General features: G+C 65.4%; 25 protein-coding genes and 2 pseudogenes. 16 read left to right on the top strand and 11 right to left on the bottom strand.

All coding sequences use genetic code 11. The features are described 5' to 3' along the window. Nucleotides 1-91 precede the first annotated feature (91 nt). Together B7R22_RS13795 and B7R22_RS13790 are read left to right on the top strand one after the other, a co-directional pair. Nucleotides 92-1,231: a DUF3500 domain-containing protein gene (locus B7R22_RS13795; protein ID WP_116412285.1), complete on the top strand. Its 1,140-nt coding sequence runs from the start codon at nucleotides 92-94 to the stop codon at nucleotides 1,229-1,231. Between the two features lie 49 nt (nucleotides 1,232-1,280). Continuing rightward, nucleotides 1,281-1,979 (top strand): FadR/GntR family transcriptional regulator, encoded by a 699-nt coding sequence (locus B7R22_RS13790; RefSeq protein WP_116412284.1) that lies wholly within the window; start codon nucleotides 1,281-1,283, stop codon nucleotides 1,977-1,979. A gap of 63 nt (nucleotides 1,980-2,042) precedes the next feature. On the opposite strand, the gene B7R22_RS13785 is transcribed toward B7R22_RS13790, so the two are convergent. The 4 genes from B7R22_RS13785 to B7R22_RS13770 are packed head-to-tail and all read right to left on the bottom strand — an operon-like array spanning nucleotide 2,043 to nucleotide 5,348. Then, a complete protein-coding gene (locus tag B7R22_RS13785) occupies nucleotides 2,043-2,903 on the bottom strand; it encodes a fumarylacetoacetate hydrolase family protein (RefSeq protein WP_116412283.1) in 861 nt (286 codons plus the stop codon). After that, nucleotides 2,903-3,244 (bottom strand): cupin domain-containing protein, encoded by a 342-nt coding sequence (locus tag B7R22_RS13780; RefSeq protein WP_216363462.1) that lies wholly within the window; start codon nucleotides 3,242-3,244, stop codon nucleotides 2,903-2,905. Before B7R22_RS13780 ends, B7R22_RS13785 begins: the two co-directional genes overlap by 1 nt. Further along, a complete protein-coding gene (locus tag B7R22_RS13775) occupies nucleotides 3,241-4,821 on the bottom strand; it encodes a bifunctional 3-(3-hydroxy-phenyl)propionate/3-hydroxycinnamic acid hydroxylase MhpA (protein WP_172582405.1) in 1,581 nt (526 codons plus the stop codon). Before B7R22_RS13775 ends, B7R22_RS13780 begins: the two co-directional genes overlap by 4 nt. Nucleotides 4,822-4,823: 2 nt before the next feature. Then, nucleotides 4,824-5,348 carry a nuclear transport factor 2 family protein gene (locus B7R22_RS13770; RefSeq protein ID WP_116412306.1) on the bottom strand — a complete coding sequence of 175 codons (525 nt, stop codon included), beginning with the start codon at nucleotides 5,346-5,348 and terminating at the stop codon, nucleotides 4,824-4,826. A gap of 222 nt (nucleotides 5,349-5,570) precedes the next feature. On the opposite strand from B7R22_RS13770, the gene B7R22_RS13765 reads away from it, so the two are divergent. The 3 genes from B7R22_RS13765 to B7R22_RS13755 are packed head-to-tail and all read left to right on the top strand — an operon-like array spanning nucleotide 5,571 to nucleotide 8,757. Then, a complete protein-coding gene (locus tag B7R22_RS13765) occupies nucleotides 5,571-6,734 on the top strand; it encodes a flavin reductase family protein (protein ID WP_116412281.1) in 1,164 nt (387 codons plus the stop codon). Beyond that, the gene (locus B7R22_RS13760) at nucleotides 6,731-7,954 is read left to right on the top strand and encodes a CaiB/BaiF CoA transferase family protein (RefSeq protein ID WP_116412280.1); all 1,224 of its coding nucleotides are present in this window, start codon (nucleotides 6,731-6,733) and stop codon (nucleotides 7,952-7,954) included. The genes B7R22_RS13765 and B7R22_RS13760 overlap by 4 nt, the downstream gene beginning before the upstream one ends. Beyond that, nucleotides 7,951-8,757 (top strand): enoyl-CoA hydratase/isomerase family protein, encoded by an 807-nt coding sequence (locus B7R22_RS13755; protein WP_116412279.1) that lies wholly within the window; start codon nucleotides 7,951-7,953, stop codon nucleotides 8,755-8,757. Before B7R22_RS13760 ends, B7R22_RS13755 begins: the two co-directional genes overlap by 4 nt. On the opposite strand, the gene B7R22_RS13750 is transcribed toward B7R22_RS13755, so the two are convergent. Continuing rightward, nucleotides 8,754-9,380, bottom strand: coding sequence for a TetR family transcriptional regulator (locus tag B7R22_RS13750; RefSeq protein WP_116412278.1), 627 nt, complete (start codon nucleotides 9,378-9,380; stop codon nucleotides 8,754-8,756). The two genes, B7R22_RS13755 and B7R22_RS13750, sit on opposite strands and share 4 nt — an antisense overlap. Before the next feature lie 115 nt (nucleotides 9,381-9,495). On the opposite strand from B7R22_RS13750, the gene B7R22_RS20280 reads away from it, so the two are divergent. Continuing rightward, nucleotides 9,496-11,040, top strand: coding sequence for an MFS transporter (locus B7R22_RS20280; protein WP_147305392.1), 1,545 nt, complete (start codon nucleotides 9,496-9,498; stop codon nucleotides 11,038-11,040). Between the two features lie 15 nt (nucleotides 11,041-11,055). Here B7R22_RS20280 and B7R22_RS20275 read toward each other — a convergent pair. Continuing rightward, nucleotides 11,056-11,289 (bottom strand): annotated as a pseudogene (locus B7R22_RS20275) (hypothetical protein); the annotation flags it as partial. A gap of 2 nt (nucleotides 11,290-11,291) precedes the next feature. After that, nucleotides 11,292-11,903 (bottom strand): VOC family protein, encoded by a 612-nt coding sequence (locus B7R22_RS13735; RefSeq protein ID WP_116412276.1) that lies wholly within the window; start codon nucleotides 11,901-11,903, stop codon nucleotides 11,292-11,294. A gap of 112 nt (nucleotides 11,904-12,015) precedes the next feature. Here B7R22_RS13735 and B7R22_RS13730 point away from each other — a divergent pair, with 112 nt between their 5' ends. The 3 genes from B7R22_RS13730 to B7R22_RS13720 all read left to right on the top strand — a co-directional run bounded on the left by B7R22_RS13730 (nucleotide 12,016) and on the right by B7R22_RS13720 (nucleotide 14,145). Then, nucleotides 12,016-12,723, top strand: coding sequence for a GntR family transcriptional regulator (locus tag B7R22_RS13730; RefSeq protein ID WP_116412275.1), 708 nt, complete (start codon nucleotides 12,016-12,018; stop codon nucleotides 12,721-12,723). A gap of 94 nt (nucleotides 12,724-12,817) precedes the next feature. Then, on the top strand, nucleotides 12,818-13,666 hold the full coding sequence (locus B7R22_RS13725; RefSeq protein ID WP_116412274.1) for a fumarylacetoacetate hydrolase family protein: 849 nt from the start codon (nucleotides 12,818-12,820) through the stop codon (nucleotides 13,664-13,666). After that, complete coding sequence (locus tag B7R22_RS13720; RefSeq protein ID WP_216363460.1) at nucleotides 13,663-14,145, top strand: hypothetical protein; 483 nt, start codon at nucleotides 13,663-13,665, stop codon at nucleotides 14,143-14,145. The genes B7R22_RS13725 and B7R22_RS13720 overlap by 4 nt, the downstream gene beginning before the upstream one ends. Here B7R22_RS13720 and B7R22_RS13715 read toward each other — a convergent pair. After that, nucleotides 14,118-14,615 (bottom strand): Lrp/AsnC family transcriptional regulator, encoded by a 498-nt coding sequence (locus B7R22_RS13715; protein ID WP_116412273.1) that lies wholly within the window; start codon nucleotides 14,613-14,615, stop codon nucleotides 14,118-14,120. The two genes, B7R22_RS13720 and B7R22_RS13715, sit on opposite strands and share 28 nt — an antisense overlap. A 139-nt stretch (nucleotides 14,616-14,754) precedes the next feature. Here B7R22_RS13715 and B7R22_RS13710 point away from each other — a divergent pair, with 139 nt between their 5' ends. Both B7R22_RS13710 and B7R22_RS13705 read left to right on the top strand, forming a co-directional pair. Next, nucleotides 14,755-17,160, top strand: a complete 2,406-nt coding sequence (locus tag B7R22_RS13710; protein ID WP_116412272.1) for a transketolase-like TK C-terminal-containing protein — start codon at nucleotides 14,755-14,757, stop codon at nucleotides 17,158-17,160. Between the two features lie 25 nt (nucleotides 17,161-17,185). After that, nucleotides 17,186-18,262, top strand: a complete 1,077-nt coding sequence (locus tag B7R22_RS13705; protein ID WP_116412271.1) for an amidohydrolase family protein — start codon at nucleotides 17,186-17,188, stop codon at nucleotides 18,260-18,262. 21 nt (nucleotides 18,263-18,283) lie between these two features. On the opposite strand, the gene B7R22_RS13700 is transcribed toward B7R22_RS13705, so the two are convergent. Both B7R22_RS13700 and B7R22_RS13695 read right to left on the bottom strand, forming a co-directional pair. After that, on the bottom strand, nucleotides 18,284-18,892 hold the full coding sequence (locus B7R22_RS13700) for a VOC family protein (protein WP_116412270.1): 609 nt from the start codon (nucleotides 18,890-18,892) through the stop codon (nucleotides 18,284-18,286). A 112-nt stretch (nucleotides 18,893-19,004) separates the two neighbouring features. Then, the gene (locus B7R22_RS13695) at nucleotides 19,005-19,784 is read right to left on the bottom strand and encodes an IclR family transcriptional regulator (protein ID WP_116412269.1); all 780 of its coding nucleotides are present in this window, start codon (nucleotides 19,782-19,784) and stop codon (nucleotides 19,005-19,007) included. Between the two features lie 104 nt (nucleotides 19,785-19,888). On the opposite strand from B7R22_RS13695, the gene B7R22_RS13690 reads away from it, so the two are divergent. From B7R22_RS13690 to hisD, 5 genes are all read left to right on the top strand, one after another. Further along, on the top strand, nucleotides 19,889-21,487 hold the full coding sequence (locus B7R22_RS13690) for an FAD-dependent monooxygenase (protein ID WP_116412268.1): 1,599 nt from the start codon (nucleotides 19,889-19,891) through the stop codon (nucleotides 21,485-21,487). Next, a complete protein-coding gene (locus B7R22_RS13685; RefSeq protein ID WP_116412267.1) occupies nucleotides 21,484-22,449 on the top strand; it encodes an amidohydrolase family protein in 966 nt (321 codons plus the stop codon). The genes B7R22_RS13690 and B7R22_RS13685 overlap by 4 nt, the downstream gene beginning before the upstream one ends. After that, complete coding sequence (locus B7R22_RS13680) at nucleotides 22,446-23,927, top strand: aldehyde dehydrogenase family protein (protein ID WP_116412266.1); 1,482 nt, start codon at nucleotides 22,446-22,448, stop codon at nucleotides 23,925-23,927. The genes B7R22_RS13685 and B7R22_RS13680 overlap by 4 nt, the downstream gene beginning before the upstream one ends. A gap of 114 nt (nucleotides 23,928-24,041) precedes the next feature. Then, a complete protein-coding gene (locus tag B7R22_RS13675) occupies nucleotides 24,042-25,409 on the top strand; it encodes an MFS transporter (protein ID WP_116412265.1) in 1,368 nt (455 codons plus the stop codon). Next, on the top strand, nucleotides 25,409-26,722 hold the full coding sequence (gene hisD, locus B7R22_RS13670; RefSeq protein WP_116412264.1) for a histidinol dehydrogenase: 1,314 nt from the start codon (nucleotides 25,409-25,411) through the stop codon (nucleotides 26,720-26,722). The genes B7R22_RS13675 and hisD overlap by 1 nt, the downstream gene beginning before the upstream one ends. Here the strand turns inward: hisD and B7R22_RS13665 are convergent. Next, nucleotides 26,719-26,845: pseudogene (locus tag B7R22_RS13665) on the bottom strand (IS5/IS1182 family transposase); the annotation flags it as partial. The gene hisD and the pseudogene B7R22_RS13665 sit on opposite strands and share 4 nt — an antisense overlap.

The following is a 26,845-nucleotide window of genomic DNA, read 5'->3' as shown; positions in this document are numbered from 1 at the left end:
CAAGATCTTTTATCATCACGCGATGATTTACTTCTCGGGGCAGCAAAGGCCATAATGGTTAGAGCCTTTTACGTCAGACAAAGGACATTCAGTGACGAATCCCCCGTACGAAGACGCACAGACCATCCAGAAGCTCCTGGTCGGCGTCATCGGCCTGCTCGACACGTTCTCCGCCGACCAGCGAGCGGCGGCCGTCTTCGACTTCGACGACCCACGGCGGCTCGACTGGGACATCATCCCCAAACCCGACCGCATCGGTGTCTCGCTGCACACTCTCGATCGTCACCAGAAGGTGGTCGTGCTCGACCTCGTCCGGCTCGTCGTGTCGCACGAGGTCTACACGAAAATCCTCGCGATCATGCAGCTCGAGCACGTGCTCCGCAAGATCGAGGCTGACTTTCTCGGAGTCGGGGCGCCGCTCTGGCGTACCTCCGACTCGTACTTCCTGAGCATCTTCGGCAGGCCGGGGTTCGAAGACACCTGGTCGTTGCGCTTCCTCGGCCACCACGTGTGCCTCAATGTCACCATCGTCAACCAGCGCTGGATCTCGACCACCCCCAGCGCACTCGGCCAACAGCCGGTCATCGGCGCCGGGGTGCTCAACCCTCTCGCCGACGACGAGGGTCTCGGCTTCGCGCTCATCGAGTCACTGGATGACCAGCAGCGCATCTCGGCTGTGATCCACGATGTCGCTCCCGCCGATTTCGTCTCGCGCCAGGTGTCTCACATCGGGGCCCTCGAATATCCCGACCACTACGACCTCGGCATGCCGCAGTATCAGATCACGACCGACGACAGGAAGGCGCTGGCCCTCGTGCGCGCTGAGCCCTCCGGCATCGCGGGAGATGAGCTCGACGAGTCCCAGCGGGCCACGCTCGACCGCCTGGTCGAGACGTTCCTCGCGCGTCTGCCTGCAGCGGCCGCCGCAGAATACCGCTCACAGCTCGCCGCTGACGGCCCCACGGGCATCCGCTTCGCCTGGGCTGGCGGTTTCGTTCGCGGCACGCCGCACTACTTCCGGGTACAGACGCGGTCGCTGCTGATCGAACTCGTGAATGCGGTCGACAACGGCAATCACATCCATTCGGTGATCCGCGACTTCGAGCACGACTTCGCCCACGACTCGCTGGAGGCTCACCAGGCTCACCTTGCCGAGCACGGCTCGCATCTGTCGACGCGCACGACGTCGAGTGCCGGCATGGAGCTCCGGGCCAACGACTGGTCGTGGTGATCGCGTCAAACCGGGCAACGGTTGTGACGGTTCTTGCTAGAGTGGGCCCATGAATTCGTTCGTGGGCGTAACGCGTGCAAACGTGCTGGCGAGCGAGATCGAGCAGCAGATCCTCGACCGTGAGTTCAAACCCGGCGAACTGATCGGCACGATCGATTCTCTGAGGGCGCGCTCGGGCTTCGCGCGTTCCACCGTTGCAGAAGCGATCCGTCTGCTCGCCGACCGGGGGCTCGCAGAGATCCGCCCGGGGCGCGGCGGAGGCCTCTTCGCGACCGCTGCCGGCCCGATGGTCCGCATCCGGCACACGCTGCTCGCGGTCACTGACGCTCCTGCCTCCGTCGCTGAGGCGGTCGCCGTGCGGGAGGCACTCGAGGTGTTGATCGACGCCGACGCGGCCAAGCACCGTACATCCGCCGACATCGCCGACATGAAGAGACTGCTGGCCAGGCTGAACACGGCCGCGGCGAAGGGCACGACGCCGTTCCTGCTCGCCAACTGGGATCTGCATGAACGTATTTCCCTCATCTCCCCGAACCAGACGGCCTCGGCGCTCTACCTCTCCATGACTCGGTTCGTGCGGGAGCACGCGGTTGCGGCAATGCACGATGACGCCCCGGAGTCCGCAGACGAGTGGCTCCACGTGCGCGTCGAGACCCACGCGGAACTCGTCGCGGCGATCATCGACGGTGATGTTTCGCGAACCCGCAAGGCTGTGGCGAAGCACGCCGGACTCCTCATCACGGAGTAACCGGGCGCCCTGCCACACCGGCGGCACGGGCCGAGCCCTGGTCTCCGTTCGCCGTAACGAGGATCACGCGTGGTCTGTTTTCAGACGGTGGCCGTTATCGACAATGTGGCTGGTCAGCACCCCGAGTCTCTCGATCTCGACCTCGACGACGTCGCCCGGCTGCAGCAGCCACGGGGGAGTACGCGAGTAGCCGACGCCCGACGGCGTGCCGGTGGCGAGAAGGTCGCCGGGGTTCAGGGTGAAGCTTCGCGAGATGTGCGCCAGCGTCTCGCCGACCCCATAGATCATCTGGGCGGTGCTTCCGTGTTGCACGACCTCACCGTTGACGCGCGTCTGCACCTGCAGCCCGTCTCGGAGATCACCGACCTCGGCTGCCGGCACCATCGGCCCGAGCGGCCCGGAACTGTCGCCGTTCTTGCCCATGATCCACTGCGAGGTCTGCTTCTGCGCCCGCCTCGAGGTGATGTCGTTGAACGTCGAGTAGCCGACGACGGCAGCAAGAGCCTCCTCCGGAGTAGCGTCGACCAGCCGGGATCCGACCCACGCGACCACCTCGCCCTCCCAATCCAAACCGTCCTCGCCCGACGGGACCGGCACCTCGGCGCCGTCACTGGAGAGAGATTGCGGCCACCGGGCGAAAAGGGTGGGCACCTCGGGAAGCGACTCGTCCTTGAACGACCCCTCCTTCACGTGATCGAGATAGTTGAGACCGATGCAGAGCACGCGGGCGTTGTTCACCACGGGCGGCACGATCGTGACCGCCGACAACTGAAGGGTCGGCCCGCCCGGCCCCGCCTCCAGATGTGCGGCGGGTGACGCCCAGAACGTGTCCCTGTCGGCGAACACGGTCACCCGGCCGCCGTCCTCGCTGAGTTCCCCGACGAACACGCTTCCGTCGCTCGTTCGGGCCCCGACGACGCGCATCAGTCCACCGCCCGGATGACGAGCATGCTGGCCGGGAGATGAGTCCGGTTTTCCACCGTGCGCAAGGTTCCCACGGTGAAGTGCACCGAGTCGAACGGGCCCAGCGCCTGCTCGTCGCCATCGCTGGTCATCACCAGCTCGCCGGAGAGCACAACATACACCGTTTCAGAGACCTGGGGTGCGAGTTCGGCCGTGCCGCCGGGCAGGTAGTGCGACAGCACAACGGTGAAATCAGTCGTTGGTGTGGACTCGCCGCCCTGCAGGCGCACCGGTCCCACCCCGTGGTGGCCGACCGGGTCGAAAGGCTCGGCGTCGTCGATTCTCGTCACACGCATCGTCATGATCGTGCACCTTCCTGTGTGGGTATGAATGAGCTGTGCAACCTCTCTCGAAGCGAGGTGAGCAGCGGGGCGACATCCGCGGCCATGCCGGTACCGTAGATGTAGAAGTCGGGTCGGGACAGCACCGCCGTGCATCCGTGGTTCTCGAACCAGGATCGATAGCGGCCGTCGATGTCACGCACGGGCTCTCCGGCAGAGACGGAGGTGATGGTGCCCCCGATACCGGTGAACCACTCCGACAGCTCGGGCGACAGCAGGGCCTCCGGATCGGCTTCCGAGGTGATGAGCTGCCACCGCCCCCCGCGGATGTCGTCGAACAGTGCCGCGCGGCCGTTGACCTCGACACGGGCCTGGACGGAGAGCCGCCCAGCCCAGACATCGCCGTGTCGGGTCATGGATGGTTCGCCGAGCCGGGGTTGAGGGGGATCGACCGTCACCGCGTCGGGGTCGCTCAGCTCTGCCAGCATCCTGGCATCACGTTTGGCTGCTTTCAGAGGATCGAGCTCGCAGACCGTCTGGCCGATGGCGACGGCGGCGTCGATGATCTCCCGCACGTGTGCACTCCGTTCGGAGCCGTACGTGTCGAGGATCTCCGACCCGGCAGCACCCGATTCAATGAGCGAGAGCCGCCAGGCCAGCGAACTCGCGTCGCGGAGTCCCGAACAGAGCCCCTGGCCGAGAAAGGGAGGCATCAGATGGGCAGAATCGCCGGCCAGGAGGACGCGACCGCGCCGCCATTCGGTGACCCGCGTGCCGCGAAAGGTGTAGACGGCGTGCCGCTCCAGACGGGCGTTCTCGGGCGTGACGTTCCAGGGCGCCATGAGGGCCCAGGCGGTGTCGGGGCGAGCGAGCTCGAGCGCTGTGACATCCGCACGGCGCATGAACTCGAACCTTCGGCGCCCGGGACCGCTGTTGACCGCCGTCGCCGGCTGTCGGGGGTCGCAGTACTGGGTGACGAACGCCTCCCACTCCCGGTCGTCGAGGGGCTCATAGTCGACGACCAGCCAGTCCGCCTCGAATCCAGAGTCGACGCTCTCGATGCCGACGAGATCCCGCACAGCGCTGTTCGCGCCGTCGGCGCCGATCAGCCAGCTGCCGACGAGGGTCTCCTGCTCGGCTTCGTCACCCGTTCGGCAGACCGTCAGACTGACGGTCGCGGCATCCTGTGTCACCGCGGCCACAGACCAGCCCCGGCGCACATCGACGGTGGGGATGTCGGCAGCCATCGACTCGAGCACGGCTTCGAGGTCGGGCTGGTAGAACCCGTTGGTGTTCGCCCAACCCGACTCGGCGGCGCGGTTCCAGTCGATCGCGCGAAGTAGCGCGCCTTCACCGTTGCGGATCTGGTAGCCCCCTCGTTCGCCTCGGGAGGGCTCGAACAGGTCTGCATGTTCGGCCATCACTCCGGCAGACTGCAGGATTCGCAGAGCCTCGTGATCGATGGTGCAGGCCCGTGGCAGGGGGTACCGCGCCGGCCACCGTTCGATCACCGTGACGCGATGGCCGTCACGTCCGAGAAGGATCGCGGTCAACAGACCCACCGGACCTGCTCCGGCGATCAGAACATCAGCCTTCACCGCTACTTCTTCACCGCAAGTGCGTTGAGGAAGCCGATGTCGCCTGCGGCGGCGAACTCGTGCAGTACTTTCACGTTCATGTCGGGATTGTGCTCGTTGTGAGGTTCGGGCACCGACGGGTTGCCGCTCCAGCCCTGCAGACGGCACACGCGGTGTTTGATGCGCCAACCCGCCGCCGTCCGCACGACTTCATCGTCGTACCATCCCGTTCCCGTCCAGGTGGGGCCGCCCTCGGCATCGTTTCGGACAAGGAGCCAGTTGCCGTAGCTGAAGGCGTGAGCGGTGTCGCCGTCGACCTCGACGAGGTGACCCATCATGGTGTGCTGGTGGCTGTCGAGACGGTCGTGGAATTCGGCGAAAGAAGCTTTGAACACGTCGAGGCCGTGCCAGCCTGCGCCAGCCGGGCCGAACACGGCGACCACGTCGTCGGTGAAGACCCGGTCGAACAGATCCCACTGGTGCGTGTCAAGTGCGAACGCGTACATGTTCATGATCTCGATGATTTCGGCTTTGTCGGTGTCGACCATGGGGTGTTCCTCGTCTTTGAGAGCGTCGAAGGGCTGGTGCGTCGGCGACGCAAAAGGCACAAACCGTTCGTAGGGTTTGATTGTGCTCTGCCATATCGCAGGTGTCAAGCGGCGGTCGCCGCTCGAATTCCATCACAACCGTTGACATCTTTAGCGATGGCTGATTGTATTCACGGGTCGGTCAGCGCGACCGTCGCTCACGCCTGAGTGAAGAGAGGTTGCATGTCTGCCGACATTGACCCAGTCCTGTTCCGAGAGACGTTGGGAAACTATCCCACCGGCGTAGCCGTCGTGACGGCGACCCTCGAAGACGGAAGGCCGGCAGGAATGGTCGTCGGTACCTTCTCGTCGGTCTCCCTCGATCCGCCCCTCATTGCCTTCTTTCCGATGAGGTCGTCGAAGAGCTTCGCGCGGCTCCGCACCGCTGGCGCGTTCTGCGTGAACGTGTTGGCTTCCGATCAGGAGCCGCTCTGCCGCACGCTCGCGACCGGCGGCGAGGACAAGTTCGACGATGTCGACTGGCACCCTGGGCCATGGGGTTCGCCAGTGCTCGCCGACGCCGTCTCCTGGATCGAGTGCACCTTCGACGACATCCGTGAGGCGGGGGACCACTTCATCGTTCTCGGCCGTGTGCAGGAATTCTCCGTGCAACGCGCCACGCTGCCGCTGCTCTTCTTCCAGGGCGGCTATGGCCGCTTCTCCCTCGGCTCGTTCGTGGCGGCGCCGAGCCCCGACCTCATTCAGGCCGCGCAACTAGCCGAGGTGATTCGCTCAGAGGTCGAACAGCTCAGCGCGGAGTTCGAGGTCAACTGCAGCGTGGTCGCGCGTATCGGCTGCGATTCAGTTCAGGTGCTAGCTGCCAATGACGGCGACCTCGCCGAGCCGGCACCGCTCGGTCATCGCCAGCCGCTCATCCCTCCCTTCGGCGCGATCTTCATGGCCGGCGCGCCCCAGCAGGAGATCGACGAATGGCTCGGCCGCGCGCCCGACCGCAGTCCCGAGCGCCGGGAGCTCAACGTGACTCTGTTGGGCCGGGTGCGCGAGCTCGGCTACTCGCTTCTTGCTGCCGAACCCGAAGCGCTGTCGCGCCACGAAGCGGTACTGCACGAGTTCGAATTGTCCGGAGGTCTTCCCCGCCAGGATCGTCTTGTGCGCCAGGCGACATCCGACCTCGCGGAACTCTTCACGCCCGACATCGTGCCGGGGGACAACTACGACCTCGCATCGATCGTTGTCCTTATCCCCACCAGGAGTACGCAGCCGCCGATGGCCCTCCGGATGACGGGATTGCCCGAGTCGATGCCGGCGGAACGGGTGCAGGCGCTGATCGCAGGGATGAAAAACGTCGCCCTCGCCGCAGCCTCGATGACGGGAGCCCGCCCATGACCGATTCGAAGAAGCCGCTCGCGGGCATTCGTATCATTGATCTCAGCAGAGCACTAGCCGGGCCGTACTGCACGGCACTGCTGGCCGACCTGGGCGCGACGATCATCAAGGTCGAGAGCATGAATGGCGGTGACAGTTCACGCCAGTGGCCGCCGTTCGAGAATGACCACAGCCTCTACTTCGAATCCCTCAACCGCAATAAGCGGTCTGTGTGCGTGGACTTCTACTCGAGCGAGGGCCGCGACATCCTGGCTCGCCTGATCACGGGTGCGGATGTGCTCGTCGAGAATTTCAAGCTCGGCACTCTCGACAAGCTCGGCCTGACACCTGCGAACCTCCAGGAACTCAACCCCCGTCTCGTCGTCGGCTCGGTCAGTGGGTTCGGAACGACCGGCCCACTCAAAGACGACGCTGGCCTTGATCAGGTGATCCAGGGGATGTCGGGGCTCATGTCGGTCACGGGTGAACCCGGGCACACGAACCGGGTGGGAGTGCCCATCATCGACATCACCTCGGGTATGGTCTGTGCTCTCGGAATCGTTGCTGCGCTTCTGGCACGTGGCGGAGAGAACGCCGTTCATCACGTGACGACGTCACTTCTCGAAACGGCGCTCAATCTCTCCGTATTCCAGGGCCAGCGCGCGCTCAGCCTCGGCGTGGCTCCGGTCACCCAAGGCAACAACCACCCGACCATAGCGCCCTATGGAACGTTCCGCACGGCGACGGAATCGCTGAACATCGCCGTGGGAAATCAGAAGCAATGGAAGTCGTTCTGCAGCATTCTCGGCATCGACGCGGCGGTGGATGACCTCCGATTCGTTTCGGGAGCGGATCGTTCCCTGCACCGGGACGAACTGACGGCTCTTGTGGAAGCGGCTCTCACGGAACGCCCGGCAGATCATTGGTTACCTCTTCTCTCCGAGGCGAGCATCCCGTGTGGCCCGATCTATGACTACACTCAGGCATTCGGGTCGGAGCAGGTGCAGGCGCTCGGCCTGGTGGTCGAGAGCACCAGGCGAGACGGATCGCCGCTGCCGCTTGTGCGAGGCCCGCTGAGCTTCGACGGTGAGGCCGCCGGAATCGACTCGGTGCCGCCCCTCCTGGGCGAGCACACCGCCGAAGTGCTCGGCGAACTCGGCTATTCCGAAGAGCAGATCGCCAGGCTCGAACACGACGGACGCCTCGCGACCAATCCGCATGTAGCAGTCGGGCTTCGGTGAGCGCGCCGACCGTCACCGGGCGAATCCACGCCGTCGTCACCGATGGGCTGGCGACCGTGGAAATCGACAATCAGACGCAGAGGAACGCGCTCACCCGGGCGATGTGCCTCGAACTCCAGGAACTCATGCCGCATCTCGACGCGGACCCGGCGATCACAATCATCGCCCTGCGCGGCGCCGGTTCGACGTTCTGCGCCGGCGCCAGCATCGGCGACCTTCAGGGTGTGCTTCTGGATGAGCAGGCCGACGGCCGACGGGTCGACCAGCTGAGCCTGGCGGACGCGGCCATTGCATCGATGTCGAAACCCACCCTCGCCCTGGTCGACGGTGCCTGCATGGGCGGCGGGTGGCAACTCGCGTCATCGTGCGACTTCATCGTCGCGAGCGAGCGGTCCACTTTCGCCATCACGCCCGCGAAGCTCGGCATCATCTACCCTCGACCCGGCATCGAACGATTGGTGCGGCTCGTGGGGCCGGCCGCCGCAAAGCTCATCCTGTTCGCGGCGGAGCCATTCGGGGCCGCCAGGGCGGCAGAGCTCGGTTTGGTCGCCGAGGTGGTACCGGACGAGAGCTTCGACGAGCGCGCTCGATCGCTCGTGCGCACCATCCAAAGCAGGTCGCAGTTCTCGACGCACACGCTGAAACGCCTGGTCGACGGGGCCGCGAGCGAAGACGCTGAACTCGACGACCACTGGGCGGAGGCCTGGTCGGCGATGGCGGGAGGTCCCGACATGGCCATCGGCGTGGATGCCTTCCTGAACCGGCAGGAGCCTCGCTTCGTCTGGACCCCGGCTGTGCGCTAGTCGAACCCGGGCCCTGCCAGCACGAGCTGTACGGCCGGGGCGATGAGGCGAACGAGCGTCTCGATGTCCTCATCGACCACTGGCTGAACGCGCACGATCCGGCGCCCCACGACGAGCCCGAGAAGCATCGAGGATGCTGCACTGACCCGCAGCGCGGCATCGGGGCGGCTCTCGAGGCGCGGCACAATGCCCTCAATGAACCGTGCCTGGAGGAATTCCCGCAGCTGGCTTGCCGCCTGCTCGTGGTTCACCGCGGATCGGAACATCGCCAGTAGAGGTTCGTACTCGCTCGGGCGCTGTTCCCAGAGGGTGAGATAGGCCCGCGTCACGCGTTCGCCCAGCTGGTCGGTCGGGCCGTCGAATGCTTCGGAGAGGCGCTGTAGAGCATCCGTCGGCACAGACATCGACGCCGCGAACAGGTCGTCTTTCGACCGGTAGAAGCGCATCACGAGCGCGGCGTCGACGCCGGCGTCGAGGGCGATGCGCCGGATGGTCGCGGCCGAGTAGCCGTCGGCGGCGAATCGCGATCGCGCAGCTTCGAGAATGGCCACCCGTGTGTCGTTCGGCCCCGGGCGGCGCCCGCGGCGCACGGGCGCGGAGGCGGCAAGAACTTCGTCGGGCATAGCCCTACTTTAGCTCGTTGCTTAAAACATACTTACGGTATATACCGTTAAGCATGTTAGCGCGACCCCGAACGGGTCGGACTCGCTCGCGAACCCACAATGGAGAGGGAACCACGTGCAGACAGACAACCGAGGCCGAGTGAGCCTCCAGCAGTTCATCGACCAGACGCCGATCAGCCCGCGGCAGCGGCTGATCTTCTTTCTCACCTTCCTGGTGCTCGTCGCAGACGGGATGGATGTCGCCATCGCCGGTCTCGTCTTCCCACGGTTGATCGCGGAATGGGGCACGACGATCGGCCAGGTCACGATCGCCGTGACAGGAGCCCTGCTTGCGATGGCGATCGGGGCGATCAGCTCCGGTCCGATTGCCGACCGGTGGGGCAGGAAGCCCGTCCTCACTATCGGATTCCTGATCTTCACGCTCGGCACGGCCGCGCTCGGTCTGAGTGGATCGATCGAGGTCTTCACCCTCGTGCGCATCCTGTCGTGCCTAGGGCTCGGGGCGGTGACGCCGGTGGCGATGACGATCGTAGCCGACTGGGCACCGGCGGCGCGTCGCGCGCAAATGGTTGCGCTGAGTTTCTCAGGGGTGGCGCTCGGCACGATTGTCGGCGCCTACCTCGCGGCAGTACTCATCCCCGCTTTCGGTTGGAAGTCGCTGGTGCTCATCGCCGGACTCCTCCCCGTGATCGTCGTGCCGTTCTACCTCCGCTTCGTGCCCGAGCCGCCTGCGACCCTGGTCAAGCGGGGCCGCTCCGACTCCGAGGTGAAGCGGGCGCTGGTGGTGATCGCCGCCGATCCTGCAGGCGTGGACACGAGCATCCTCACCACCGCCGGTGTCATCCGGATGAAGCCCTTCGCGGTCGTGTTGTCCCGCGCCCTTGCCGTTTCGACGGGGCTGATCTGGTTGTTGGCGTTCCTCACGCAGGGCCTCATCGTGCTCGTGCTGCAGTATGTGCCCATCCTGTTGCAGCAGCCGTCGCCCGGGCCGGGTCTCGACACCGCGCAGAGCGCCTTCATCATGGCGATGTGGGGCTGGGGGAGTCTGGTCGGGCAGATCGGGGTGTCCTTCGTGCTGAAGCGGGTCGACCGGTTCGTCACTGGCGCCGTGGCTGCGGTCTGGACGATCGTTGGGCTCTGGGTGGTGGTCGTGGCGAATCTCGGCTTTGTCGGGCTCATGCTGGTGCTCTTCGGTGCCGCGATCGGCGCTGCGGCTCTGCCCACAGTCACCAATGCGATCGGTGCGATCGCCTACCCCGACGAGGTGCGGGCCACGGGTGTCGGTGCATCGAGCTTCATGGGGCGTATCGGCTCGGTGGTCAGTGGGCTTTCCGGCGGCTTACTGATTGCTGCGGGATTCACGCTGCCCACCCTGTTCGCGGCGTTGTCGGTGCCGGTTCTCGTCGTCGGCGTCGCCTTTTTGGGGCTCCGCGCGGACACGCGTCGGCGCAGGTCACTCCTCTGCGGACCCCGCCGGTCTCGAGTCTCGGCAGCTTCAGCGGGGGCGCTTGGTGTCGAGCACAGCGAACAACAGTCCGCCGATCATGGCGAGGTTCTTCTGGAACTGCACACGCTGCAGCTTGCGGGCCAAGGGATCCTCGATCGCCCAGAAGGCGTGCCCGGCGATCGTTGTAGGAACGAGCGAGGCGGCCAGCGCTAGTGCGGAAACTCGCGGAAACCACCCGAGGGCGAGGGCGGCGCCCGCAATGGCCTGAACTGCTGCGTTCGCCTTCACGACCTGCTCGTCATCAGCTGGCAGCGGCAGAATCCGACGCATCGCTGCGATCGTCGTGCTGGCCTGGCCGACCCGGCCACCGGGTAGACGGAAGGCATCGGCCCCGAGGATTGCGTACGTCGAACCGGTCAGTATCCGGGCACCGATCCGCAGGGCCGTACTCGCCGGATGCACGATCAGTACAGTTCGGGCAGGAAGATGTCCGCCGGGATGGTGTCGGGCACGTATTCGCCCGCTCGGGCGTTCGCGTGGATCTGCTCGAAGGTGAGTCCAGCTTCGCGGGCGGCGACGAGCTTCTCGGGGTCGAAGTAGGTGCCGATCGGGTTGGATGCGAATTCCAGCGCCGACGAGATCCACTGCTTCGACTGCGCCCAGTCACCGAAGGCGTCGACCTGGATCTCGACGCCGTTGCCGTCAGGGTCCTGGTAGTAGATCGACATCGTGATGCCGTGATCGAGGGTGAGGAAGGGCAAGATGCCGTGGTTGCGCAGGCGGATGTAGTTGTCGAGCCATTCGTCGAAGGTGGCGTACTCGAACGCGGTGTGGTGCACGCCGGTCTCGTGGCTCTTGTCGGCGGGCTTCTTCAGCCCGGGAGGGGAGAGGAACGCGATCCGGTGGTTCGCATCATCATTCGTCAGCCAGGCGGCCTCGTCGCTGTGGAAAGCGGGGATCAGTCCGACCGCCAGTTCGTACCAGGCCACCATAGTGTCGAGCTGCATGGTCGTGAAGGTTGTGTGGTGAAGTTTCGGCGGATTGATTGGCCGGCCGGTAGCTTTGTTCTCTGACATTATTGTCTCCTTGGTCGGGCGGTGGCGCTACTCGCTACGCTATATCCTCGGTGTCAACGAGGGCAACCCTGCTATACGCTATATTTGCTGAACTAGCACGGGAGCGTTTGCCATGACCCTTGAACCAGCTGTCCGGTCGATCGCCCAGCAGAACAGTTCCGCGGTCGATCTTGTCACGGCCGAGATCCGACGGTCCATTCTCATCGGCGCACTACCGGCCGGCGAGCAGTTCTCCATCAGGGATCTCGCCCGGCAGCTCGGGGTGAGCCACATCCCGATCAGAGAGGCGCTCCGGCGGCTCGAGACGCAGGGCCTGGTCGTCCTGAAGCAGGCCAGGAGCGCCGCGGTCGCCTCACTGTCGACGAAAGACATGGAGTCGATCTATTCGCTGCGGTTGCGGATCGAACCTCAGATCGCAGGCGAATCGGTGCCCCATCAGAGCGAAACGCGTGTGGCTCGCCTGCGCGAACTGCTCGAACTCAGCCGGGCAGCAGATCCCGAAACGGCATGGCAGGCCCATCACGACTTTCATGCTGCACTCGTCGAGCCTACTGCGTCGGAATGGGACCTCAGGATTCTCGGCACGCTGTGGGTGGCTGCCGACCGCTACTCGCACCTCGTCTTCGACCCGACCGTCATCACCGATGAGGAGCGGCTGATCCGATACGACCGGCACGACCGACTGCTCTCGCGTGTCGTCGATGGTGATTCCGAGGGTCTGAAGAAAGAACTGCACGCCCATCTCACCCGGAACGAAGTCGAGATCCGGGACCACATCGCGTATCTCGAGCGGGCGAAGGCACAGCGCTCAGTCAGCTGACTCCTGCTGGCTTCCGTGGTTGTTCGCGGCGTCGTGGTGTGCGAACATGGCGCTATAGCGTAGCGAATAGAGAATAGCGAAAGCAGGACCATCAATGAAGATCGCTGTCATCAACTCCCGGACCAGTCTGATCGTCGACAACCACGTCGTGGATGTCGAACGTGCCAGCGAGGGTGCTCTCTCGTCTGACCCCGCCAGGATCTTCGACCAGTGGGCTGGCCTGTCGGCCCTGGCCGCCAGCGGTGTCACCGTCGCCGAGCATCCGGAACTCGACGAAGCGGAACTGCAGTTGCCGCAACCCCTGCCCGTGCAGGCGTTCGGCATCGGGCTGAACTACGCCGACCACGCTGAGGAGTCGGGCCTCGACCTGCCGGCCGCACCTCTCGTGTTCCCGAAGTTCTCAAGCTCGATCGTCGGCCCTGACGCGGTTCTCGCCATCTCCTCGCAGACGGTCGACTGGGAGGCTGAGCTGGTGGTCGTCATCGGCGTCGACTGCTTCGACGTCGAGGTCGACGACGCCTGGTCTGTCGTAGCGGCGTTGACGGTGGGGCAGGACATCAGTGACAGGGTCGTGCAGTTCGAAGGCGGTGCGAACCCGCAGTTCGGTCTCGGCAAGTCGGCGCCCGGTTTCGGACCGATCGGCCCTTGGCTGGTGTCTGTCGACGAGTTCGACCTGGAGAGCCTCGAACTCGACATTGCGTGCACTCTGAACGGTGTGACGAAGCAGGCCTCGAACACGTCGCAGCTCATCTTCGACGTGCCGACGCTCGTGTCGTATCTGTCGAAACGGGTGGAGTTGAAGGCTGGCGACATCATCTTCACCGGAACGCCGTCGGGCATCGGGTGGGGGCGCACGCCGAAAGAGCTGCTCGCCCCGGGCGATGTGCTCGAAACGACGATTGAGGGCGTGGGAACACTGCGCACCGTTGTGACCGCCCGATGAGCGACACAGCCAAGGCGACCCGCTTCCCGGCGCACACGGTCACCGATTCGGCGGACTGCCTGATCTGCCAGCTCGAAGAAGTGGATGACGAGGCGACCGTCTTTCGTGACGACCTGTGGTCGTGCGAACTTCCGACGGGCTACGAGGTACCCGGCTGGTTCTTCCTCAGGGCGCGTCGCCATGCGCTCGGTTGGCAGGAGCTCTCGCAGGGCGAACTCGACTCCCTCGGCCAGCACCTGAAAGATCTCACCGGTGCCGTCGCGGAGGCGACGGGAGCACTGGCGATCTACTCCATGAACTTCGGCGAGTCGTATGCACACTTCCATGTGCTCGTCGCCGCCCGAGGCGCTGACGTTCCGGCCGACCGTCGTGGCGGCAACATCGTCAACTTACGCGGCGAGCGGCTTGATCGCGCCGAGGCGTTGAAGCTGGTGCCGCAGGTGCGCTCCGCCTATCGCAGAGCGCTCGAGGGTCGGTAAGCGGAGCGTTCGATGAGCGGCGTGATGCGGTACGACACCAGATCGCGCATCACCAAGCCAGTGTTCGTGCGTTTGACGCCATCGATGTTCAGGATGGCGCCGGCGATTCTATACAGGTCGTCTGCGTCCCGCGCCGCGACCTGGATGAGCAGGTCGGCGACGCCCGTCAGCCCCTGCACTTCGAGCACCTCGGGGATTTCCGCCAGAGCGCAGCCTACGGCCGACAGTTTTCGCTGCTTGACCGTCGTCACCACGAAGGCCCGCAGTGGGTAACCGAGGAACGCTGGGTCGATACGCCTCTCGAACGAGCGCAGCGACTGCTCCTGCTGGTAGCGCAGTTGCCGCGACCTCACGGTGTTCCTCGCCAGCCCGGTCGTCTCAGCGAGGGCGACGGCGGTGGCATCGGGAGCGGCGTTCAGCGCCAGCAGCAGAGCGGCGTCCACAGAATCGGCCGTGTGTGGTGTGCCCATACTGCGCGTCTCCTGCCCGTCAGTCGCTCTCCGGATGATCATTCTGATCATTTTAGCACCGATCACTTGCGCAGGTAGCCCCCCGGTGGTGCACTGAAGGGGCGCATTGCGCACCAACCGGTCTACAAGGATGTAACCCATGAACCAGATCACACTCACCGACCAGCCCGTCACGGCCGACCAGCCGGGGACGACCGACACCGGCGCCTTCGGGCAGGATCCGTCGGCGCGGTTCGCCCCGCAGTACTCCATTCCACACTTGCAGGTGCTGGCCGAGGTGGAGCAGCGGGTGCTTTGGCTATCGACCGCCGTCATCCATCATGCCAACCGAGTGCGCGCGAATGCCTCCGGCATCAAGGTGGGTGGACACCAGGCGTCGAGCGCATCGATCGCCACCATCATGACGTCGTTGTGGTTCGGCCAGCTACGCCCCGAAGACCGCGTGTCGGTCAAACCGCACGCCTCACCCATCCTGCACGGCATCAATTACCTGCTCGGCAGCCTCGATGAAAGTTATCTGACACGCCTGCGTGAATTTGGCGGCCTGCAGAGCTACCCGAGCAGGGCGAAGGACCCCGACCCGGTGGATTATTCCACCGGGTCTGTCGGCATCGGGGCGACCGCGCCGATCTGGGGTGCGGTGTCCAGGCGGTACGCCGGCAAGGTCAGCGGCAAGCCCAGCATGGGGCGCCAGTACTCGCTCGTCGGCGACGCCGAACTCGACGAAGGCGCAGTGTGGGAGGCAGTGCTCGACTCCGCCACCCCCGAGCTCGGCGAGATCGTCTGGATCGTCGACCTCAACCGCCAGTCGCTCGACCGGGTCGTTCCGAACATCGCGGCAGGCAAGATCGAGCGCATGTTCGACGCCGCAGGGTGGCAGGTCATCACCGTGCGGTTCGGGCACCTGCTGGAGAGCATTCTGAACAAGCCCGGGGGAGAGGCGCTCCGCCGCCGCCTCGTCGACATGTCGAACCCGGAATACCAACGGCTGCTGCGCTGCGCTGCGACGCAGGTGCGCGACAGGCTTCCGGGGGCGGGAACGGACGCGGCCACGATCGCACTGCTGATCGACGGCATCGACGACGACACCCTGCTGCGGGCCATCCGGAACCTCGGTGGCCACGATCTCGAGTCACTGCGCGACGCGTATGCCGAGATCGACGACACGCGGCCGACTGTGATCATCGCTTACACGATCAAGGGCAACCGGCTGCCGACCGAGGGTCACCCGCAGAACCACTCCTCGCTGCTGAGCCTCGAGCAGTTCCAGACGCTCGGTGCACAGCTCGGAGAGAATCCGGATGCGCCGTTCTCGCGGTTCGCGCCCGACAGTGCAGCGGGCCGCTTGTGCGCCGAGACGGCTGGGCGGCTCGAGCGCGAACCGCAGCCCATCAACCCGCCCCCCGCCGTTCCGACGGACTTCGGACGTACGCCGTCGGGCACCGCCACCACCCAGGCCGCACTCGGGCGGGCACTGCTCGACCTGACGCGTGCCGCCCCGGAAGCGGCGGCGGCCGTCGTGACAGTGAGTCCTGACGTCTCGTCGAGCACCAACCTCGCCGGCTGGCTGAACAAGGTGGGAGTCTGGAGCGTGAACGAGCGACAGGACTGGTTCAGCGACGACGCCGAGACCATCATGCACTGGCGCGAGAAGCCCACCGGCCAGCACATCGAACTGGGCATCGCAGAGGTCAACCTGGTGAGCCTGCTGGGCGAACTGGGTGCGACCTGGAGCCGGTGGAGCCAGCCGCTCTTCCCGATCGGGGTGCTCTACGACCCTTTCGTCGAACGGGCCCTCGAGCCGTGGTCGTATGGCATCTACGCCGGCGGGCAGTCTATCCTGGTCGGCACGCCGTCGGGTGTGACGCTCGCGCCCGAGGGCGGCGCTCACCAGTCCATCAAGACGCCCTCCATCGGGCTCGAACAGCCCGGCTGCATCAGCTACGAGCCGGCATTCGCCATCGACACGGAATGGACCCTCCTGGCAAGCCTCGGCCGGCTCGGCCGACCCGACGGCACCTCGGCATACCTCCGGCTCTCGACAAAGCCAATCGACCAGCAGCTCGCTGCGGTCCCCGACGATCCGGCGGCACGCGAGCGACGACGCCAGCAGGTGATCGCCGGCGGCTACGTGCTGCGGGCGCGCGAGCATCCGGATGCCACGATCGTCACGATGGGCGCTATGGTTCCGGATGCCCTGGCCGCCGCCGACCGGCTCGAGGCGCAGGGCACCCGAGCCGAAGTCGTCTGCGTCACGAGTCCCGGGCTGCTGTACGAAGCGTTGCAGGGCAGGAACGGGCAGGACGCTGGCGCCGCGACGTGGATACTCGACCAGCTGTTCCCGCACGAGAAGGCGGCGCCCATGGTGACAGTGCTCGACGGGCATCCGCACACCCTCGCCTTTCTCGGCGGCATCAACCGGGTGCCGATGCGAAACCTCGGCGTGAGCCGTTTCGGGCAAGCCGGCGACGTGACCGACATCTACAGGTTCCACGGCATCGACGCCGACAGCATCATCCGTGCAACACTCGACGTCATCGCCTGACGGCGCTGGCAGCAGGGACACCGCAATGACTTTCACCATCACAGATACCGCCGTCTTTAACGGGCGAGAACTGCTCGCGGGCCGGTACGACGTTCGCGTCGACGGTGACACGGTCGCAGCTCTGGTCCAGGCCGGCACGGGCGACCCTGTCGGTGAGGTGGTCGACGGTGCCGGTGCGACACTGCTTCCCGGTCTTATCGACGGGCACGTGCACTTCCGGCAGGCGGTCGACTTCGAAGCCCTGCTCGCCGGCGGAGTGACCAGCGCCGCCGACATGGCGAGCTGGCCGCCGGAGCACGTGGCCGAACTCCGGTCGCACAGTGGCGGCATCGTCTTCACCACTCCGGGGGCGCCCCTCATCGGGCCGGCCGGGCCGCATTCGCACATGCCGGGCCTCAGCGACTCGGTGATCGACTCGCCGGAAGCTGCGCGACGCGAGGTCGCTGCGCGCGCCGCGCAGGGCGTCGACTACATCAAGCTCGTCCTCGAGGCGAAAGGCCGAGGCGGCCCCGAATCCGACGCCGCACACGCCGCAGTCGACGCGGCGCATGCTGCCGGACTCCGGGTCGTTGCCCACGCCAGTTCGGTGGGTGCCATCGAGCTCGGCGTGGCGATCGGCGTCGACATCCTGACCCACGCGCCGCTCGACGGCGCGGTCTCGGCAGGGACGATCAAGCGGATCGTGGAGCAGGGCATCGTTGTGGTGCCCACCCTCATCATGATGCGCACCGTCGCCGAGGCCCGCGATATAGCACCGGCGTACGCCAACGCCATTGCGTTCGTCGCGGCGATTCACCACGCGGGAGTCGTGATCGTGGCGGGAAGCGACGCCAACAGCGCACCCGGAGCTCCCGCTGCGGTCTTCCACGGCACGGGTGCGCGTGACGAGGTGGGACTGCTCGTTAATGCTGGGCTCAGCCCGGTCGAAGCCCTACGGGCGGCGACGGAGACCAGTGCGGGGTTGTTCGAGTTCATGAACAGGGGCGTGGTGCGCCTTGGCAGCGTCGCCGACCTCCTGCTCGTGAACGGCGCCCCCACTACGGACATCACGGCCGTCGGCGACATCAGGGGCGTTTGGCTCGCAGGGCGGCGCGTCTCCTAGAAGTCACCCAAAGGGACAGCCTCACCACAGGTCGGGAAGGTGCACGTCGGGAATCACCGTCGGCAGGTACTCCTCGTTGCGCGCCCGGCGATGGATCTCCTCGCCGCCCAGCCCGGCATTTCGAGCGGCGACGATCTGGTCGGGGTCGAAGAACGTGCCGACGGGGTTCAGGCTGAACTCTTCTGATTCCCACATCCACTCCTTCGACTTGTTCCAGCTCCCGAAGGTGTCGAACTGGATCTCGACTCCGTTGCCTTCTGGGTCCTGGTAGTACATCGACATCGTCATACCGTGATCGAGGCAGACGAACGGGCGGATGCCGCGTTCTGCGAGTCGCTGATAGTTGTCGAGCCAGACATGAAAGTCCCCATACTCGAAAGCGGTGTGATGCAACCCTACGGTGTGACCTTTGTCGACGGATGGCTTCAGGTCAGGCAGTGCCAGCAGCGCGATTCGGTGATTCGCCTCGTCATTGGTCAGCCACGCGCCCTCGGTGCCGTGATAGACCGGCTCGAGGCCGGCGACGGCCTCGTAGAACTCGACCATCTCATCGAGCTTCAACGTCGCAAAAGTGGTGTGGTGGAACACGGGTCGGATGATCGGCCGGCGACGATTGCGGTTCGCGGTCATGGGGTTCTCCTCCTTGAGTACCGCACGCCCATTGCGCGTTCGGCTGAGGTCTTGTGTAGCCGAACAACCACCGACACTCACAGCAGGTTGCCAATGGATGGAAGTCGGGCCGCTACCGGCTGCTGCGTTGGAGGTCTCGTGAAATGGCGCGCGCGATGGCCACCACAGCGGGCTCCAGCGCCTGAGGGTCGAGGGTGCCGTCTGCGCCGAGCGCCGAGATCGCAGCCACGCAGCGCCCTGCGCGATCGAGGATCGGTGCTGCGACGGATGTTGCGGGTTCGGGCAGCAGCCGGGCCATATGGGCAGCGCCGGTCGTTCGAGCTTCATCGAGATGTGCACGTAGCGTGAGCTCACTCATTCGGATGTGTTCGGGTTCGAGGAAGAGCTCGCGTTTCAGATACGCCTCCTGGAACTCGGGCCGACTGTAGGCGAGCAGAATCTGGCCGAGGCCGGTTCCGTGCAGGGGGACGCGCCCGCCGACGTGGTAGAGCACCCTGCCAGCCCCCGGGGCGGAGAGCCGTTCGACGATGACAGCCTCATCGTTCTCTCTGACGGCGAGCTGCACGTGCTGTCGGGTCGCGCGATGCAGGTCTTCCATATATGGCAGCGCGATGGCGCGCAGGCCATGACCGCGCGGAGCGAGCGCAGCATATTCGAGCATTCGCAGACCGATCGTGAATGAACCGTCGCTCTGCCGCTCGAGGGCGCCGAGGCGCGCGAGGTGCTGGGCGAGCCGCAGGGTCGAGCTGAGCGGAATGTTCGCTCGCTCGCTCAATCGCGTCAGGGTGAGGGTGGTCTCGTCGTCGGTGAAGGCGTCGAGGAGCCGAAAGGCTCGATCGAGCAGCGGCTCCCCTGAGACGGGGCGCCCACCGCGCCGCGGAGTGGAGGTCATAGCGTGATAGTGCCATCCATTGAAAGTCTGGGCAATGGTTCGACGGGTCATGGGGCACGATCAGACGTGTCGAAGAAGACAGTGCCCAGCCCAGGAGTTCCTCAATGACTGATGAAGTCGTGCCCGTACTGATCGTCGGTGGTGGCCCAGTGGGGCTGGCGCTGGCTGAAGAACTGAGCCAGCACCGTGTGCCGGTCATCATTGTCGAACCGCGGGCGGTCGTCGAACACTCCCGGCCCCGAGCAAAGACCACCTCGGTGCGTACGATGGAACATTTTCGCCGCTGGGGAATCGCTGACCGCCTGCGGGAGGTGGCACCCCTGAACAGCACCTGGTCGCAGCGGGTGACTTTCGTACAGAATGTTCTCGGACGGGAGATCACCCATGTCGATGGGTGCCTCGGCCTCGATGCTAGTGCTGATCTCACCCCCGAGCCCGCACAGCAGGTGACGCAGCCGCTCGTCGAAGAAGTGATGCGCGCCGACCTCGCACAGAAGCACGGACCCGAACTGCTGTTCGGCTGGCACGCGGTATCGGTCGAAGACGGGCCTCACCACGCACAGGTCGTCATCGCCAACGGTGCGGGCGAGAAGCGCACGATCTCCGCACTCTACGTCGTCGGCGCGGATGGGCCTCGAAGCGTCGTTCGCACGGCGATGGGTGCCCGCTACGAAGGGTCGGGGGGAGGCCGGCAGAACGTCAACATCACCTTCCGGTCGACCGAACTCGCCGCACTCATCCCGCACGCACCGTCGATCCACTACTGGGTTCTGAACCCAGACGCCCCCGGTGTGGTCGGGCCCCTGGATCACGCGGGCACGTACTGGGCGATCGCGACAGGAGCCACCCACGTCGACGACGACGCTCACGCCGCGCGCATCGTGCGATCCCTCATCGGCGGAGACGTCGACGTCGAGATCCTCGCCACCGACCCATGGCAGGCACGCCTGCTGCTCGCCGACCGGTACCGCGCGGGTCGGCTCTTCATCGTCGGCGACGCCGCGCATCAGAACCCGCCGTGGGGCGGCCACGGATTCAACACCGGCGTGGGTGACGCGGTCAATCTCGGCTGGAAACTCGCCGCCGTACTCGAGGGCTGGGCGCCCGACGAACTGCTCGACAGCTACGGTGCCGAGCGGCGCCCCATCGAGACCCAGACGATCGAGCTGGCCGCGTCGAACATGGCCTCACTCTCGATCGACCTCAGCAACCCGCTGTTGATGGCGTCGGGAGCAGTGTTCGAAGACGCACGAGAGGAACTCGGGCCGATCATCCACCGAATCAAATCTCCGGAGTTCCTGAGCTCCGGGCTGGTGCTGGGGTACGGCTACGGGCCGACCTCTCGGCTTCAGGCGGCCACCCCGGCCGACTATGAACCCCGCATCGAGCCGGGAAACAGGCTGCCGCACCGTGTGGTGAACGGGCAGGCGATCTACGACCTGCTGGGGGAGTGGTTCACCGCAATCGGTACGCGCACCGCCGTCGAACCTCTGCTGACCGAGGCCGAGCGGTGCGGCATCCCGCTGGCACATCTCGAGACCGAGGAGCCGGGTGTGGTACTGGTCAGACCCGACCAGCACATCGCGTGGGTCGGTGACACTCCTGCAGACAGCGGCGATGTGCTGAAGCGTGCCATCAGCGGATTTCCTGCCGTCACCGACACTCCCGCCACTTCTGAAAGAGCCGAAGGGGCACTCGTATGAGAATCATCGCCATCGAAGAGCACATGCTGCCACGGGACATCATCGAAGCTGCGGGCGTCGACCTGGGACTCCGTGCGGGCAAACGCGCCGCCGAACTCGACGAGGTGGGCGAGGCGAGACTCCGGGTCATGGACGACGCAGGCATCGACGTGCAGGTGCTCTCCGCCCTCAGCTACTTCGTGCAGGGACTCGAACCCTCGCTCGCCATTGACGTCAATCGCAAGATCAACAACCGGCTCGCTGAGATCGTCGCCGAAAGGCCCGACCGGTTCCAGGCGTTCGCTGCACTGCCCATGAGCGACCCTGCGAACGCAGCGGACGAACTCACGAGGTGCGTCGAGGAGCTGGGATTCCTCGGCGCAATGATCCATGGCCAGACCAACGGCATGTTCCTTGACGACCTTGCGGTGCGACCCGTGCTGGAGGCCGCAACCCGGCTGGATGTACCCCTCTACCTGCACCCCGCGCCGCCGCCCGCGGCCATCGTCGACACGTACTACTCGGGGCTGCCACCAGAGATCGCCGCCTGCCTCTCGACATCTGGCTGGGGGTGGCATTCCGAGACGGCGATGCACGTGCTGCGGATGGTCGCCCAAGGTGTCTTCGAAGAGCTGCCCGAGCTGAAGATCATCGTCGGGCACATGGGCGAAGGCCTGCCCTTCCACATCGACCGCATCGAGGACATGCTGAACCCCGTCGTCACCGGCCAGTCACTGAGTGTCGCCGAGACGCTCCGCCGAAACCTCCACCTCACGACCTCCGGCTACAACTCGGAGACACCGTTGCAGTGCGCTATCACCGCGTTCGGTGTCGATCGCATCATCTTCTCGGTCGATCATCCGTTCGCCCCCAGCAAGAAGGCGACCGACTTTCTCGCCGTTGCAGACGTCACGCCGGATGACCGCGAAAAGATCGCGCACGGCAACGCAGAAACCCTCCTCCGAATGACAGGACGATCATGACTCTCTCCGTTGACTCGGTACGCTCGACGATCACCACCCACTTCATCAATGGCGAGTGGACGGATGCAGGAGGTGCGACCTTCCCCGTCTACAACCCTCTCGACGGCGAACTCGTCTCCGAGTCGGCTGCGGGCGGCACTCTGGAGGCGAGAGCGGCCGTCGCCGCTGCTGCTGCGGCGTTCCCGGAATGGGCAAATCTGGCCCCTGGCGCACGCCAGCTGCTCTTTCTGAAGGCGGCCGACATCGTCGAGCGGCGCACGGAGGAGCTCGTGGAACTGATGGCAGTCGAGGGCGGAGCGAGCCGAGCATTTTCGACGTTCCAGATCCGACTGTCGGCCGCTATGCTCCGTCAGGCCGCAGGCTGGGGCTACCTTCCGGCCGGCGACGTGCTCCGCAGCGACGTGCCGGGCCGAACCGCTACCGTGACCCGCAAACCCCTCGGTGTGGTCGCGGGATTCACCCCCTGGAACGGCGCGTTCTACCTCGCCTGGCGAACCTTCCTGCTGCCGATGGCATTCGGGAACACCACCGTCATCAAGCCGTCGGAACTGGCTCCTCGCTCGGCGGGGCTCGTGCACGCGGAGATCCTGGCAGAGGCCGGGTTCCCACCCGGAACCTTCAACGTGGTCACCCATGCGCCAGGCGCTGCGGCAGCGATCGCCGATGTGTTCTTCGAAAGCCCCGCGGTGCGCTGTATCAACTTCACCGGCTCGGACAAGACCGCGCGCATTCTCGGAGCTCAGGCCGGCCGGGCTTTGAAGCGGATGGTGCTCGAGCTCGGCGGGTTCAACCCGGTCATCATGCTCGAGGACGCCGATGTCGAGGAATCCATCAGGGCAGTGACCTTCGGCGCGTTCCTGCACCAGGGCCAGGTCTGCATGAATTCGCGGAAGGTCTACGTTCACCGGTCGCTGCACGACGAGTTCGTGTCGGGTCTCACTGCTCGGGTCGAAGCACTGAAGATCGGCGACCCGAGGGACCCGGAAGTGATCATCGGGCCGCTCATCAACGACAGCGCCGTCGAACAGATCGTGGCGCGGGTGAAGGATGCCCTCGATCGCGGAGCGACCCTGGTCACGGGAGGCAAGGCCGACGGCCGGCTGTACCCGCCCACGATCCTCACCCACGTGCCCGCGGATGCGATGTGCACGACCGGTGCCGACGAGACGTTCGGGCCCTTGCTCGTCATCGAAGCGTTCGACGACTCAGAGGAGGCGTTCCGGGCAGCCCAGAACACGCCGTTCGGGCTCAGCGCCTCCGTCATGACGCAGGACCGCGCTCGTGGCCTCGACTTGGCTGCCCGTTTCGACACCGGCATCATCCACATCAACGCACCCACCATGGCCAGCGAGGCAGCGCTGCCGGTGGGCGGCGTCAAAGACAGTGGCTGGGGCCGATCCGGCTACTACGCCATCGAAGACTTCACCGAGCTTCGACTCACGACGATGAGCAGCGAACCCGGGAGGTACCCCTTCTAAGCAACTCCACGGGGGTATTCGCCGACGTCGATGACGACGATCGGCCACAGCAACACAGATCGCGCGAGGCGGCACTGGAGCCGCCATTCCGTCGCGCACAGAAAGGGTCTAATCATGTCAATCCGCGAATCCATCGACCGGGCTCCACTCAGCCGGTACCAGATCCTGGTGATCTCCCTCTGCCTCCTGATCGTTCTGATCGAGGGCTACGACCTCCTGCTGATGGCGTTTTCAGCCTCGGCCGTCGCCGCCGACTGGAAGCTCAACGCCACCCAGATCGGAGTGCTGCTCAGCGCCGTGGGCATCGGCCTGGTGTTTGGTTCGGCCTTCATCTCGCCTCTCGCCGACCGGATCGGCCGGCGCCGAATGACACTCCTCAGCCTCGCGATCGTCAGTGTGTCGATGGCAGCCTCTGCGCTGACGACCGACATGTTCGGGCTGGCAGTCACCAGGGTCATCACGGGGGTGGGCGTCGGAGGACTCGTTGCCGGGCTTCCGGTCGTGATCGCAGAATTCGCCCCGCAACGCCGCAGGGCAACCCTTATCGCCCTCGGCACCGCGGGCCTGCCGATCGGCGGCGTCGTCGGCGGATTCGTCGCCTCCATCGTGCTGGGCACGTTCGGCTGGCGGGCCAGCTTCGTCGTGGGAGCCGTGTTCACCGTCATCGTCTTCTTCGTCGTTCTGCTCGTGCTGCCGGAGTCGATCGACTTTCTCCTGGTCAAGCAACCCAAGAATGCGCTCGAGGCGATCAACCGCACGCTCAGCAAGATGAAGGTAGCCGCCATCAGCGCGTTGCCCGCACCCGAGCCCCGGCCGAAGAACGTGGTCGTCAGCGAACTCTTCAAGGGCAGGAACGGCCGGAAGACGGCCCTGATCGGGTTCGCGTTCTTCGTGATGATGGGTGCGTTCTACTTCGCCAACGGCTGGACCCCCCGGCTGCTACTGCAGGCCGGCTTGACGCCCCAGCAGAGCATCGGGGCAGGAGTACTGCTGAATGTCGGCGGCGCACTGGCCGCGATCATCTTCGCCGCACTGGCCATCATCTTCAGGAACCGAACCCTCACAATCATCTCGTTCGCCGGTGCCGCGATTGCGTTCCTGACCATGGGCCTCTCCTTCGGCAGTCTCGGCTGGACGCTGTTCCTCGCCCTCGCGGTCGGCGGGCTCATCCAGGCCTGTGCCACGGGGCTGTTCACCATTTCGCCCGAGCTGTTCCCGACCTCGGTGCGCACCACCGGCGTCGGTTTCGCGGTGATGCTGGGACGGATCGGCGCCATCATCTCCCCGATTCTCGCCGGAGTGCTGATCGACGGTGGCTGGAGTGCTCCGTCGCTATACCTGCTCTTCGCCGTGCCGCTGGTACTCGGCGGGCTCGCCGTCATCGCACTTCGCCAGTCCGGCGGGGCCGCCGCTCTGAACAGACGCGCCACATCCACGCCGGTGACCACCGAGGCAGCCGCGTCGGGGATCGGCAGCGCCTGATGATCGCCCATCTGAAGTCGGCCACGCGCTCAAATGGTGACGAAGACCGAGCAATTCGCGCGACAGTCGAAGAAATCATCGCTGCTGTCGAAACGCGGGGAGATGAAGCCGTACGAGAATACAGCTCCCGCTTCGATCACTGGTCACCCGAGCGTTTCAGACTCACCGATGACGAGATTGCTGGTGCTCTGAAACACCTCTCGTCGGGCCAGATCGACGACATCCTCTTCGCGCAGGGCCAGATCCGCAACTTCGCCCAGATCCAGCGGGAGAGCATGCTGGATGTCGAGGTGGAGACCTATCCCGGAGTGATCCTCGGCCACCGACACATTCCTGTCGACGCTGTCGGTTGTTACGTTCCGGGCGGAAAATACCCGCTCCTTGCTTCTGCGCACATGAGCGTGATCACAGCCAAAGTCGCCGGGGTGCAGCGCGTCGTCGCCTCTGCGCCGCCATTCGAGGGTTCCCCGCACCCCGCCATCGTTGCCGCGATGCACCTCGCCGGGGCCGACGAGATCCTGGCGCTCGGCGGAACACAGGCTGTCGCGGCGATGGCGATCGGCACCGAGAGCATCCCGGCTGTCGACATGCTGGTCGGGCCGGGTAACGCCTACGTCGCAGAGGCCAAGCGCCAGCTCTTCGGCCGCGTCGGTATTGACCTCTTCGCCGGCCCCACCGAGACGCTCATCATCGCAGACGACACCGTCGACGCAGAACTCTGCGCCGTCGACCTGCTGGGGCAAGCCGAACACGGCCCCACCAGTCCATCGATTCTGCTGACCACGAGCAGAACGCTCGCTGAAGCCACCATCATCGAGGTGGAGCGACAGCTGACGATACTGCCGACAGCCGCCATCGCATCGGTGAGCTGGGCCGATTATGGCCAGGTCATCGTGTGCGATACCGATGACGAGATGCTGAGCGTCGCGAATGACCTCGCGTTCGAGCACGTGCAGGTGATGACCGATGATCCCGACTTCTTCCTCGCCGGGCTCCGCAATTTCGGAGCAATGTTCCTCGGTCCGCGAACGAACGTCGCGTTTGGCGACAAGGTCATCGGCACGAACCACACACTGCCCACGAAGCGCGCAGCACGCTACACCGGTGGTCTCTGGGTGGGCAAGTTCCTCAAGACCTGTACCTACCAGCGCGTCACCACCGACGCGGCCAGTGCGGAAATCGGGGCCTACGGCTCGCGGCTCGCCCATCTCGAACATTTCGTGGGCCACGGTGAGCAGGCGAACATCCGCGTGCGACGGTACGGCAACCAGCCCGATCTGCCGTGGTATCAACCCGTCAACGCTGACGCCTAGGGCGTGTCTCCTAATTCCTTGACCCAGATCGTGATTGCTCTGAGCACGGCGCCTCCGCGGTAGGTGAGGGCGAGTTTGTCGTAGCGGGTGGCGAGGCCACGCCATTGTTTGAAGGTGTTGAAG

The sequence above is a fragment of the Subtercola boreus genome, assembly GCF_003399635.1.
In the GTDB taxonomy this organism is placed as follows: domain Bacteria; phylum Actinomycetota; class Actinomycetes; order Actinomycetales; family Microbacteriaceae; genus Subtercola; species Subtercola boreus_B.
The sequence above is the reverse complement of the archived record's forward strand: the minus strand, read 5'-3'. Positions and strand labels throughout refer to the sequence as shown.